At 70.5% G+C, this 12,037-nt stretch carries 11 protein-coding genes; 8 read left to right on the plus strand and 3 right to left on the minus strand.

Annotated features, from left to right (window positions below; all coding sequences use genetic code 11):
- The first annotated feature begins 4 nt into the window (after window positions 1–4).
- The 8 genes from dxr (at window position 5) to ACH45E_RS33050 (ending at window position 9,812) form a co-directional block, all read left to right on the plus strand.
- On the plus strand, window positions 5–1,276 hold the full coding sequence (gene dxr, locus ACH45E_RS33015) for a 1-deoxy-D-xylulose-5-phosphate reductoisomerase (protein ID WP_361447063.1): 1,272 nt from the start codon (window positions 5–7) through the stop codon (window positions 1,274–1,276).
- Window positions 1,277–1,284: 8 nt separating this feature from the next.
- Window positions 1,285–2,574, plus strand: coding sequence for a site-2 protease family protein (locus ACH45E_RS33020; protein ID WP_361447338.1), 1,290 nt, complete (start codon window positions 1,285–1,287; stop codon window positions 2,572–2,574).
- Window positions 2,575–2,695: 121 nt separating this feature from the next.
- The gene (locus ACH45E_RS33025; protein ID WP_361447061.1) at window positions 2,696–3,358 is read left to right on the plus strand and encodes a transposase; all 663 of its coding nucleotides are present in this window, start codon (window positions 2,696–2,698) and stop codon (window positions 3,356–3,358) included.
- 68 nt (window positions 3,359–3,426) lie between these two features.
- Window positions 3,427–4,584 (plus strand): flavodoxin-dependent (E)-4-hydroxy-3-methylbut-2-enyl-diphosphate synthase, encoded by a 1,158-nt coding sequence (ispG, locus tag ACH45E_RS33030; RefSeq protein WP_361447059.1) that lies wholly within the window; start codon window positions 3,427–3,429, stop codon window positions 4,582–4,584.
- A 171-nt stretch (window positions 4,585–4,755) separates the two neighbouring features.
- The gene (locus ACH45E_RS33035) at window positions 4,756–6,528 is read left to right on the plus strand and encodes an alpha-L-fucosidase (RefSeq protein WP_361447057.1); all 1,773 of its coding nucleotides are present in this window, start codon (window positions 4,756–4,758) and stop codon (window positions 6,526–6,528) included.
- Between the two features lie 99 nt (window positions 6,529–6,627).
- On the plus strand, window positions 6,628–7,476 hold the full coding sequence (locus ACH45E_RS33040; RefSeq protein ID WP_361447055.1) for a GNAT family N-acetyltransferase: 849 nt from the start codon (window positions 6,628–6,630) through the stop codon (window positions 7,474–7,476).
- Window positions 7,477–7,505: 29 nt separating this feature from the next.
- Complete coding sequence (locus ACH45E_RS33045; RefSeq protein ID WP_361447053.1) at window positions 7,506–8,036, plus strand: GNAT family N-acetyltransferase; 531 nt, start codon at window positions 7,506–7,508, stop codon at window positions 8,034–8,036.
- Window positions 8,037–8,108: 72 nt separating this feature from the next.
- Window positions 8,109–9,812, plus strand: coding sequence for a proline--tRNA ligase (locus tag ACH45E_RS33050; RefSeq protein ID WP_361447051.1), 1,704 nt, complete (start codon window positions 8,109–8,111; stop codon window positions 9,810–9,812).
- Between the two features lie 90 nt (window positions 9,813–9,902).
- Here ACH45E_RS33050 and ACH45E_RS33055 read toward each other — a convergent pair whose 3' ends face one another.
- Genes ACH45E_RS33055 through ACH45E_RS33065 form a run of 3 tightly spaced genes read right to left on the minus strand, consistent with a single transcriptional unit; the run spans window position 9,903 to window position 11,930 of the window.
- Window positions 9,903–10,802: an aminoglycoside phosphotransferase family protein gene (locus ACH45E_RS33055; protein ID WP_361447049.1), complete on the minus strand. Its 900-nt coding sequence runs from the start codon at window positions 10,800–10,802 to the stop codon at window positions 9,903–9,905.
- Window positions 10,803–10,848: 46 nt separating this feature from the next.
- Window positions 10,849–11,355, minus strand: a complete 507-nt coding sequence (locus ACH45E_RS33060) for a ferritin-like domain-containing protein (RefSeq protein WP_361447047.1) — start codon at window positions 11,353–11,355, stop codon at window positions 10,849–10,851.
- Complete coding sequence (locus ACH45E_RS33065; protein ID WP_361447046.1) at window positions 11,352–11,930, minus strand: hypothetical protein; 579 nt, start codon at window positions 11,928–11,930, stop codon at window positions 11,352–11,354. Before ACH45E_RS33065 ends, ACH45E_RS33060 begins: the two co-directional genes overlap by 4 nt.
- Between the last annotated feature and the right edge of the window lie 107 nt (window positions 11,931–12,037).

Genomic DNA, 12,037 nt, shown 5'->3' on the forward strand with positions numbered 1-12,037 from the left:
GGGGATGACCGACAGTCCCGCCAGTCCGGCGCCTCTCGCCGACCCGCACCTCGTCTACGACCCTCTCGCGGGGGACGGTCCCAAGGACGTGGTGATCCTCGGCTCCACCGGGTCCATCGGCACCCAGGCCATCGACCTCGTGCTGCGCAACCCCGACCGCTTCCGGGTGACCGCCCTGTCCGCGAACGGCGGCCGGGTGACCCTCCTCGCCGAGCAGGCGCACCGGCTGCGGGTGCGGACCGTCGCGGTCGCCCGCGAGGACGTCGTACCGGCGCTGCGCGAGGCGCTCGGCGCCCGGTACGGCACCGGTGAGCCGCTCCCCGAGATCCTCGCCGGGCCTGACGCCGCCACCCAGGTCGCCGCCTCCGGCTGCCACACCGTGCTCAACGGCATCACCGGCTCCATCGGCCTCGCCCCCACCCTCGCCGCCCTGGAGGCCGGCCGCACCCTCGCGCTCGCCAACAAGGAGTCGCTCATCGTCGGCGGCCCCCTGGTCAAGGCGCTCGCCAAGCCCGGCCAGATCATCCCGGTCGACTCCGAGCACGCCGCGCTCTTCCAGGCGCTGGCCGCCGGTACCAGGGCCGACGTACGCAAGCTGGTCGTCACCGCCTCCGGCGGCCCCTTCCGCGGCCGTACGAAGGCGCAGCTGGCCGATGTCAGGGTCGAGGACGCCCTCGCGCACCCCACCTGGGCCATGGGCCCGGTGATCACGATCAACTCCGCGACCCTCGTCAACAAGGGCCTGGAGGTCATCGAGGCGCACCTCCTCTACGACATTCCCTTCGACCGCATTGAGGTGGTCGTGCATCCCCAGTCGTATGTCCACTCGATGGTTGAGTTCACGGACGGATCGACACTGGCCCAGGCGACGCCCCCCGACATGGGGGGACCGATCGCCATCGGTCTCGGCTGGCCCGAACGCGTCCCCGACGCGGCGCCCGCCTTCGACTGGAGCAAGGCCTCCACCTGGGAGTTCTTCCCGCTCGACAACGACGCGTTCCCCTCGGTCAACCTGGCGCGCCACGTGGGTGAGCTCGCGGGCACCGCCCCCGCGGTGTTCAATGCGGCCAACGAGGAGTGCGTGGAGGCGTTCCGCACCGGCGCGCTGCCGTTCAACGGGATCATGGAGACCGTCACCCGGGTGGTGGAGGAGCACGGCACCCCCGGGACCGGAACCTCACTCACGGTGTCGGACGTCCTCGAGGCGGAGACCTGGGCACGGGCCCGGGCCCGGGAACTGACAGCGCAGACGGCGACCGCGGAGGCGCGTGCATGACGACCCTGATGTTCATCCTCGGCATAGGCGTCTTCGCGCTCGGACTGCTGGTGTCCATCGCCTGGCACGAGCTGGGACACCTCTCCACCGCCAAGCTCTTCGGCATCCGCGTGCCGCAGTACATGGTCGGCTTCGGCCCGACCGTCTGGTCGCGCAAGAAGGGCGAGACGGAGTACGGGTTCAAGGCGATCCCGATGGGCGGCTACATCCGCATGATCGGCATGTTCCCGCCCGGCGACGACGGCCGGATCACCGCGCGCTCCACCTCGCCGTGGCGCGGCATGATCGAGGACGCCCGCTCGGCCGCCTTCGAGGAGCTCCAGCCGGGCGACGAGACCCGCCTGTTCTACACGCGTGCCCCGTGGAAGCGGGTCATCGTGATGTTCGCGGGCCCCTTCATGAACCTGATCCTCGCGGTGGTGCTGTTCCTCACCGTGCTGATGGGCTTCGGCATCACGCAGCAGACGACCACCGTCAGCTCGGTCTCCAAGTGCGTGATCTCCCAGACCCAGAACCGCGACACCTGCAAGAAGTCCGACCCCGTCTCCCCGGCCGCCGCCGCGGGCCTCAAGGCGGGCGACAAGATCGTCTCCTTCGACGGCATCAGGACGGACGACTGGAACAAGCTCTCCGACCTGATCCGCGCCAACCCCGACAAGACGGTCCCCATCGTCGTCGAGCGGGGGGGCCACGAGCTGACCCTGCGGGCGACGCTCGTCGAGAACCAGGTGGCGAAGAAGGACTCCCACGGGCAGATCGTCAACGGCTACACCTCGGCCGGCTTCCTCGGCTTCAGCGCCGCCAACGGCGTCGTACGCCAGGACTTCGGCGAGTCGGCGACCTGGATGGGCGACCGCATCGGCGAGGCCGTCGACTCCATCGCGGCGCTCCCCGCCAAGATCCCCGCCCTCTGGAACGCCGCCTTCAACGACGCCCCCCGCCAGCCGGACTCCCCGATGGGCGTGGTCGGCGCGGCCCGGGTCGGCGGTGAGATCTTCACCCTCGACATCCCGCCCACTCAGCAGCTGGCGATGTTCGTCATGCTGGTCGCCGGCTTCAACCTCTCCCTCTTCCTGTTCAACATGCTCCCGCTGCTCCCGCTCGACGGCGGGCACATCGCGGGCGCCCTGTGGGAGTCGCTGCGCCGGAACGTGGCCAAGGTGCTGCGCCGGCCGGACCCGGGCCCGTTCGACGTGGCGAAGCTGATGCCGGTGGCTTATGTGGTGGCCGGGATCTTCATTTGCTTTACCTTGCTCGTTCTGGTCGCAGACGTCGTCAACCCAGTAAAGATCAGTTAGTAGACGGTCGTTCTCTATCGAGTGGCCGCAGGCCGCGCTCTTCGTTCGCGTAACTCGCGCGAGTGAAGAGCGCGGCTTTTTAGTGCAACACGGACGCGAGCTTCGTACGTTCTTGCTGTTCATGGGTGACCCCAGCGGTGCGCCAACACCCCGGGCATGCGCGGGTTGGCTGAGCGAACTCGAGGGGGTGGGTGGCACGCACGCTCGACTGACAGCCGTCCTGGGCGGGGCCGCCCCGGACCTCCGGGGTCTGTCATCCTCCGAACGGCGCTGCCTGATCGAGTCGGTCAGGGTGCGGGTCGACATCGTGGATCCGGTGTTTCGACAGTGGGAGGGGAAGAATTGCCTGACGATCCATTGGCACGAGCGTACGAGCACCCTCATTCCTCCCGATCCCACGGACAGCCAGTGGGCCCGCATCGAAGGATTGCTCCGCTCCAGGTACTCAGCACACCATTTTCGGTCGCCGCTTGATCTACGGTCGGCCTTGATGGGGATGCTGCATCGCTTGCGCAGCGGAGTTTGTTGGTCCGATCTGCCAGAGAGATCCGGAGAACCGACGAAGGTCAAGGTCCGGCAGCGTACCTGGCTGGTCCACGGTGTCTGGGCCGACATCGTGAAGCGACGCTGGGGTGCCCTGCTGAGTGCGGATGCCGGGCCGGGCATGATGCTCAACCAGGAAGCATGTTCACTTCTGGCACCACCATGCCCGGTCCACCGCCATCGAACGCCATTGGGTGGACCGCAAGGACGTCGTGCGCGTCCATTCACGTCCGTGCCGTAATCTCGAAGCCTGGAGCCCGATGCCTGACGGGACCGGATCTTGATCCACGACTTGGGGTTGCACAGCAGATGACTGCGATTTCTCTCGGCATGCCGTCCGTTCCGACCAAGCTCGCCGAGCGCCGCAAGAGCCGGCAGATCCAGGTCGGAACCGTGGCGGTCGGCGGGGACGCGCCGGTGTCGGTGCAGTCGATGACGACGACCCGTACATCCGACATCGGCGCCACGCTCCAGCAGATCGCCGAGCTGACCGCGTCCGGCTGCCAGATCGTGCGGGTCGCCTGCCCGACGCAGGACGACGCGGACGCGCTCGCCACGATCGCCCGCAAGTCGCAGATCCCGGTCATCGCCGACATCCACTTCCAGCCGAAGTACGTGTTCGCCGCGATCGAGGCCGGCTGCGCGGCGGTCCGCGTCAACCCCGGCAACATCAAGCAGTTCGACGACAAGGTCAAGGAGATCGCGAAGGCGGCCAAGGACCACGGGACGCCGATCCGCATCGGTGTGAACGCGGGTTCGCTGGACCGTCGCCTGCTCCAGAAGTACGGCAAGGCGACCCCCGAGGCGCTGGCCGAGTCGGCGCTGTGGGAGGCGTCCCTCTTCGAGGAGCACGACTTCCGGGACATCAAGATCTCCGTCAAGCACAACGACCCGGTCGTCATGATCGAGGCCTACCGCCAGCTCGCCGCGCAGTGCGACTACCCCCTCCACCTCGGTGTCACCGAGGCGGGCCCGGCCTTCCAGGGCACCATCAAGTCGGCCGTCGCCTTCGGCGCCCTGCTCTCCCAGGGCATCGGCGACACGATCCGCGTCTCCCTCTCCGCGCCGCCCGTGGAGGAGGTCAAGGTCGGCAACCAGATCCTGGAGTCCCTGGGCCTCAAGCAGCGGGGCCTGGAGATCGTCTCCTGCCCGTCCTGCGGCCGCGCCCAGGTCGACGTCTACAAGCTCGCCGAGGAGGTCACCGCGGGCCTGACCGGCATGGAGGTCCCCCTCCGCGTCGCCGTCATGGGCTGCGTCGTCAACGGCCCCGGCGAGGCCCGCGAGGCCGACCTCGGCGTCGCCTCCGGCAACGGCAAGGGCCAGATCTTCGTCAAGGGCGAGGTCATCAAGACCGTCCCCGAGTCCAAGATCGTGGAAACCCTCATCGAGGAAGCCATGAAGCTCGCCGAGCAGATGGAAGCCGACGGCGTGACCTCCGGCGAACCGTCGGTGTCCGTCGCCGACTGAACCACAGCGGCTTTCCCACGCCCCGCCACATCTCTTGTGGCGGGGCGTGGCTATTGCTTCCATTCCCTTGACAGATCCGATGTATGCCGGGATCTTGAGGGGCGCTCCAGCGATCCTGCCTCACCCCATGCGTACGCCCCCGTCTATACGTCGGATGACCAAGGTGACCGTATGAGACGCCGCAGACTTCTCGCCCTCTGGGCCGCCCTCCTCGCCCTGCTGCTGGCCACCGCTCCCGCGGCCCACGCCGGTACGGCACCCCCGTACCCCGCCCGGCAGGCCACGCTCCGCAACGCCACCGCCGGCCTCTTCCTCCACTGGGGCATGTTCACCGCCCCCAGGCACTACGACTGCGCCTCCTGGGAACAGGCCGTCACCGACGGCGGCTGGAACCCCGACTACTGGGTCGACGAGGCCCGCAAGATCCGCGCGAGCTACATCGTGCTCGCCACCTTCCACTCCCGCCTCGGCTACGCCCGCCCCTGGCCGTCGCAGATCCCCGGCTCCTGCTCGACGAAGCGCGACATCCTCGGCGAACTCGTCGACGCCGCGGCCAAAAAGGGCCTCAAGGCCATCCTCTACATGACCGACGACCCCAAGTGGCACGCCGAGCAGGGTGTCGAGACCCTCGACTCCGCGGGGTACTCCGCCTACAAGGGCCACGACGTCGACCTCACCACCCGCGAGGGCTTCGGCGAGTTCAGCTACGACAACTTCTTCGAGGTCATGCGGAACTACCCGAAGCTCGCCGGCTTCTGGATCGACAACGACAACGAGTACTGGGAGCAGCACCAGCTCTACGAGCAGATACGGCAACTGCGCCCGGACATGACGCTGAGCAACAACAACGAGGACACCCCGATCATGGACATGGTGTCCCACGAGCAGAAGACCGGGATGACCCCGCCCTACGACCAGCCCTCGGCCATCTGGACCCCGCAGCCGCGCCTGACGGAGTCCTGCTACAAGGTGCCGGACACCGGTAGTTGGTGGTACGACGGCCAGGACCGGCCGGTGTCGGCCGGCCTCAACGTCGACCGGTACATCGCCAACGCGGGCAACTCCATCCTCTCCCTCATGGACTTCACGGCGATGGTCGACGGCCGCTTCCCACCGGCGCAGGAGAAGTTCATCGACCTGCTGAAGGACTACCTGCCACCCATCTGGGAGTCCCTGCACGACGTCCGCGCCGGCGGGTTCCTGTACGGCGGCATGCAGCCGGGCAGTTGGAACGACGGCTCCTACGGCTACATCACCGTCAGCAACGCCCGCCCCGCCACCACCCAGTACATCCACGTCACCACCCGCCCGACCTCAGGCGACCAGGTCCGCATCCGTGACAACGGCTACCGGATCAAGCGTGTCACCGACCTGCGCACCGGCAAGCGGCTCCACTTCGACCAGCGGGACGGCACACTCACCGTCCGGGGCATCACCGACTGGGACCCGTACGACACGGTGTTCAAGGTGCGCACGTCCGGGCACCGCCGCGGCGTCTACCCGGTCGGCTCCGTCAAGGCGAGCCAACCCGCCCTCACCGATGGCGACTTCACCACGTACACCGACAACGAGGGGGCCCTGCCCGCCGGTTACACCCTCGACCTCCGCAAGCGCCGCAAGGTGTCCTACCTGGGGATCAACCAGCGCGAGTGGTCGCCGACGTACAACAGGGAGTCCTTCGGACGGAAGGAGGACTCCGCGCGGATCAAGGACTACACGGTGTCCGTGAGTGACGACGGGACCGCATGGCGTGAGGTCGAGGCCGGGGTGCTGGAAAGCGCCCGCGGAATCCGCTTCATCGACCTCGGTGACCGCCTCCGCACCCGGTACATCCTGCTCGACGTCCCCACCACCTGGTCCGCGGCCACCGTGCCGAACTACTACCGGCAACTGCGCATCGACGAGATACAGGTCGGCTACGGCCATCCCACGAGCCATGGCTGACCCAGGCGTCCTCCCGCGCCGCCCCCGCGGGGCGGCGCGGCACAATTTCGGCAGGTACAGTGCGGAGATCAGCAGATCCTCAGGGTGAGGCCCCGCAACGTGTTGACCCAGACCACCTCACGGGTGCTCGAACCGAGCGACCTGGACGCCGCGCTCGCCGTCCTCGACCGCGAGCCCGTCGCCAACGCCTTCGTGACCTCCCGCGTCCAGATCGCGGGCCTCGACCCGTGGCGGCTCGGCGGCGAGATGTGGGGCTGGTACGAGGACGGCATGCTGGCCTCCCTGTGCTACGCGGGCGCCAACCTCGTCCCGATCTGCGCCACCCCGCGCGCCGTACGCGCGTTCGCCGACCGCGCCCGCCGGGCCGGGCGCCGCTGCTCCTCGATCGTCGGCCCCGCCGGCTCCACCGTCGAGCTGTGGCGCCTGCTCGAACCGCACTGGGGCCCCGCCCGCGAGATCCGCACCCGCCAGCCCCTCATGGTCACCGACCGCATGCCTGCCGACATCGCCCCCGACGCCTACGTCCGCCGCATCCGCAAGGACGAGATGGACACGATCATGCCGGCGTGCGTGGCGATGTTCACCGAAGAGGTCGGGGTCTCCCCGCTGGCCGGCGACGGCGGCCTCCTCTACCAGGCCCGTGTCGCCGAACTCGTGGGCTCCGGCCGCTCGTTCGCCCGCGTCGACGAACACGGCAAGGTCGTCTTCAAGGCGGAGATCGGCGCGGCGACCTCCCAGGCCTGCCAGATCCAGGGCGTATGGGTGGCCCCCGAGTACCGGGGGAAGGGACTGGCCGCCCCCGGCATGGCGGCGGTCCTGCGGTACGCGCTGGCCGACGTGGCCCCGATGGTGAGCCTGTACGTCAACGACTTCAACACCCCGGCGCGGCGGACCTACCAGCGGGTGGGCTTCCGGGAGGTCGGCGCCTTCATGAGCGTGCTGTTCTGAGAAGTAAGGCCCCCCTGTAGTCTCCCCGCATGGACGTCGTGATCGGCCCACTGGACCTCTCAGCCCATGTCGACGAGGCCCTGGCCGTCCAGGCCGTCGCCTTCGGACTGGGCCCCGACGAGGTGGCCGTGCGCCGCCAGATCGTCCTGCGCCACATGCAGTACCCGGGAGCGCGGGCCCTCGGCGCCACGGTCGGCGGGCGGCTCGTCGGATTCGTCTACGGCATGCCCAACGACCGCGCCCACTGGTGGTCCACCGTCGTCGAACCGTATCTGCGGGCCCGCGGCCACGACGACTGGCTCGACGACTCCTTCGTGATCACCGAGCTGCACGTCCACCCCGGCCACCAGAACCTCGGTATCGGCCGCGCCCTGATCACCACGATCACCGACGGCGCCACCGAACCCCGCTCGATCCTGTCCGCCATCGACACCGACAGCCCGGCCCGCGGCCTCTACCACTCGCTCGGCTACCAGGACCTGGCCCGGCAGGTGCTCTTCCCCAGCGCCCCCAAGCCGTACGCCGTCATGGGCGCCCCGCTCCCCCTGCGCCGGAAGTAAGGATTTCCGGGCAGGGCGGCCCCCCGGCTAACCTCCTAGCCATCACTGTTACCCGGCAGGAGTACGAGAACCATGGCGAACGCACCCGTCCAGCGCATGTCCCAGCTGATGGCGAAAACGCTGCGCGACGACCCGGCCGACGCCGAGGTGCTCAGCCACAAGCTCCTCGTCCGCGCCGGCTACGTCCGCCGTACCGCCGCCGGCATCTGGAGCTGGCTGCCCCTCGGCAAGAAGGTCCTCGCCAACGTGGAGCGCATCGTCCGCGAGGAGATGGACGCCATCGGCGCCCAGGAGGTTCTCCTCCCCGCCCTCCTGCCGCGTGAGCCGTACGAGGCGACCGGCCGCTGGGACGAGTACGGCGCCGAGCTGTTCCGCCTGAAGGACCGCAAGGGCGGCGACTACCTCCTCGGCCCCACCCACGAGGAGATCTTCACCCTGCTGGTGAAGGACCAGGCGTCCTCGTACAAGGACCTGCCGGTCATCCTGTACCAGATCCAGCACAAGTACCGTGACGAGGCCCGCCCGCGGGCCGGCATCCTGCGCGGCCGCGAGTTCCTCATGAAGGACTCGTACTCCTTCGACACGGAGGACGAGGGCCTGGCCCAGTCCTACGCCCTGCACCGCGAGGCCTACCAGAAGGTGTTCGCGCGCCTCGGCCTCGACTACCGCATCTGCGCCGCCACCGCCGGTGCGATGGGCGGCTCGAAGTCGGAGGAGTTCCTCGCCCCGGCCGACGCCGGCGAGGACACCTTCGCGGACTGCCCCCACTGCGACTTCGCGGCCAACACCGAGGCGATCTCGTACGAGCTGAAGACGGTGGACGCCGACGGCGTGGCCGCGCTCGAGGAGATCCCGACCCCGGACACCCCGACCATCGAGACCCTCGCCGCCCACCTCGGCGTCCCGGCCTCCGCCACGCTGAAGAACCTCCTCGTCAAGGTCGACGGCGAGATCGTGGCCGTGGGCGTCCCGGGCGACCGCGAGGTCGACATGGACAAGGTCGAGGCGCACTTCGCCCCGGCCGCCGTGGAGCTGGTGACGGCCGAGGACTTCACGGGCCGCCCGGACCTGGTCCGGGGCTACGTCGGTCCGCAGGGCCTGGGGGAGAAGGTCACGTACATCGCCGACCCGCGCGTGGCCCTCGGCACCTCCTGGATCACCGGCGCCAACAAGGAGGGCACGCACGCGAAGAACGTCGTCGCGGGCCGTGACTTCGACGTCGACGCGTACGTCGACGTGGTGGTCGTCCAGGAGGGCGACCCCTGCCCGAAGTGCGGCACCGGCCTCAAGCTGGACCGGGCCATCGAGATCGGCCACATCTTCCAGCTCGGCCGGAAGTACGCCGACGCCCTCAAGTTCGACGTCCTCGGCCAGCACGGCAAGCCGGTCCGCGTCACCATGGGCTCCTACGGCATCGGCGTCTCCCGCGCGGTCGCGGCGCTGGCCGAGCAGACCGCCGACGACAAGGGCCTGTGCTGGCCGGCCGAGGTCGCCCCGGCCGACGTGCACGTGGTCGCCGCCGGCAAGGCGCTGCAGACCGAGCTGGCGCTGGAGGTCTCCGAGAAGCTGCGGGCGGCCGGGCTGCGCGTCCTGGTCGACGACCGGGCCGGGGTGTCGCCGGGCGTGAAGTTCACCGACTCCGAGCTGATCGGCGTACCGAAGATCCTGGTCGCGGGCCGCCGCTCGGCCGAGGGCGTCCTCGAGCTGAAGGACCGCAAGACCGGTGAGCGCGAGGAGCTCACGGTGGACGAGGCGATCGCGCGCCTGACCGCCTGAGAACTCTCTGGCCGTTCCCCGGCCGTAGGGCGTGACAGAACGTCACTACGGCGGGGAACGGTCATGCACGCGTCGGCCGGGCCGGGGCACTCAGAGCCAGCCCGCGAACTCCAGCAGCAGTTCCGCGTCCTGTTCCCGGCCCACCCGGCGGGCCCGTACCCCGGACTCCACCGCGCGGAACAGCGTCCAGCCGCGCAGCCGGTCCTGGTCCACGTCCAGCGACTGAGCGAGCCGCTTCACCCGCCGCCGGGTCGTCGCCGCCCCCGACGGCGTGGCGATCAGGTCCTCCACCCGGTCCCGGACCAGCCGGGCGAGGTCGAAGGCGCACTCGCCGACCAGCGGGTCCGGCCCCACCGCCAGCCACGGCATCCGCTCCCCGGCGAGCACCTTGCTCTGCCGGAAGGTGCCGTGCAGCAGCCGGTGCTCCGGCGGCGCGGCCAGCAACTCCGCACGGGCCGCGAGCGCCGCCTCGACCAGCGGGGCGACCTCGGGGTCGGCCGCCGCGCCGGCCCGCATGGCCTCGGCCTGCCGCCCGGTCCGCCCGTCGACGGTCTCGAAGGAGAACTCCGCCGGAGGTTCCACCCACAGCCGCCGCAGCGTCCCAGCCGCCTCCAGCAGCGCCTTCGCCTCGGGCAGCGACCGCACCGACACGTCCGGGTGCAGCCGCTCGAGCAGCAGCACCCCCGCGGTCCCGTCCGCCTCCAGCAGTTGTACGGCGCCCAGGCCGCCCCAGTGCGCCAGCGCCGCGCGTTCGGCCTCCGGCCGGGCGCGCGGCGGGGCCAGCTTCAGCACGGCCGGGGTCCCGTCCGCCCGGCGCACCAGCACGACCAGACTGCTGCGGCCGCCCGGCACCTGCACCCGCTCGACGGTCAACCCGCGTAGCGCGACGGCCTGCCGCACGGCCTGAGGCAGTTCGTCCAGCCAGCCGTCACCGTCCGGTGCCGTCTCACCGAGCGCCCTGACGAGACGCTGCGGCGGTTCGAAAGCCATGCGCGAGTCGTTCCCTTCCTGGGTGCCGGCCCCTCCTGGTGCCGGGTCATGCCGTCGGTGCCGCCGAGCCCGAGGCCGGTGCCGGGGTCCCGGCCGTACCAGCCGTACCGGCCGCGGCACCGTCCCGCTCGGCGAGACCAGGGAAGGCTACGCTCTCCCCGCGCCAGCGCACCGCCCGCACCGCAGCCTCCCGCAGCGCCCCGGCGGCCTCGCCGCGCCGCCCACCCGTGGTCGCCCGCACCACGTCGGAGTACACCCCGGCCACGCGTTCCTCCAACTCGGCGGCGAGCCGCACCGCCGCCGCGGAGTCCGGCACCGGGAACGGCAGCGCGTACGCCGCGTCCGCCGCCACCGGGGAGCCGCCCAGGTCGCGCACTTCGCGGACCAGTGCATCCCTGCGCGCCCGATGCGCGTCGTACGCCGTCCGTGCTTCAGTGCGCCGTCCCGCGCCGATCCGCCCGCCGACCACCCCGTACCCGTACACGGCCGCGTGCTCGGCGGCCAGCGCCGCCTGGAGGGCCTTGAGTTCGCCGTGCCTCGCCCCGCCGCTCACCTGCCACCCTCCGTCAGCAGATACGCGTGCACCGCTCCTGCGGCCGCCACCGAGGCCAGCAGCCGGGCCAGTTCCCCCTCCACTCCCAGCAGCGCCTTCGCCCGCCGGTCGGCGAGGGCGCGCTCGGCGGCGGCGAGTGCGGCGAGCGCGTCCTTCTCGCCGGCGGGCACGGCCGGCGCCGCCGAGTCCTCCGCGGACCGCGAAGGAGACGAGGAAGGCGACGAGGAACCCGAAGAACCCGAAGAACCCGAAGAAGCCGACGAAGATCGCGAGGGGCCCGCCGTGCCGTCCCCGAACGCCTCCGCGTGGGCCGCGGTCTCCGCCCGCAGCGGACCCAGCCGGTCCGCCAGCGCCGGATGGACGCTGATCACCGCGTCGTACCGCTCCACCAGCCCCAGGCTGTCCCGGGCCGCACGCGCGCGTGCCCGTTCGGCGACCGAGAGGCCGCCACCCCTGCCGCCGGAGTCCCCGCTTCCGTCGGAGCAGCCCGCGAGCAGCACCGCTCCGGCGGCCGACGCGAGCAGGGTTCTTCTGCGCGGCCCCAAGAGGGCACGCGGCGGTGAGGGGAGGGGCACGGCAGACGTCCTCGGGCACTCGTACGAACACACCGGCGGGGGCCCGCCGGTGATCACGGTACCCGCGAACCCGGCCGACCCATGTCACCGGCTCGTGGACCCGTCTG

It is taken from the genome of Streptomyces sp. NPDC020299 (assembly GCF_044387825.1).
Taxonomy (GTDB): domain Bacteria; phylum Actinomycetota; class Actinomycetes; order Streptomycetales; family Streptomycetaceae; genus Streptomyces.

Excerpts from the sequence above, each read along its gene's own strand:
- dxr (WP_361447063.1), top strand. The coding sequence starts at position 5 with ATGACCGACAGTCCCGCCAGTCCGGCGCCTCTCGCCGACCCGCACCTC.
- ACH45E_RS33020 (WP_361447338.1), top strand. The coding sequence starts at position 1,285 with ATGTTCATCCTCGGCATAGGCGTCTTCGCGCTCGGACTGCTGGTGTCC.
- ACH45E_RS33025 (WP_361447061.1), top strand. The coding sequence starts at position 2,696 with ATGGGTGACCCCAGCGGTGCGCCAACACCCCGGGCATGCGCGGGTTGG.
- ispG (WP_361447059.1), top strand. The coding sequence starts at position 3,427 with ATGACTGCGATTTCTCTCGGCATGCCGTCCGTTCCGACCAAGCTCGCC.
- ACH45E_RS33035 (WP_361447057.1), top strand. The coding sequence starts at position 4,756 with ATGAGACGCCGCAGACTTCTCGCCCTCTGGGCCGCCCTCCTCGCCCTG.
- ACH45E_RS33045 (WP_361447053.1), top strand. The coding sequence starts at position 7,506 with ATGGACGTCGTGATCGGCCCACTGGACCTCTCAGCCCATGTCGACGAG.
- ACH45E_RS33050 (WP_361447051.1), top strand. The coding sequence starts at position 8,109 with ATGGCGAACGCACCCGTCCAGCGCATGTCCCAGCTGATGGCGAAAACG.
- ACH45E_RS33055 (WP_361447049.1), bottom strand. The coding sequence starts at position 10,802 with ATGGCTTTCGAACCGCCGCAGCGTCTCGTCAGGGCGCTCGGTGAGACG.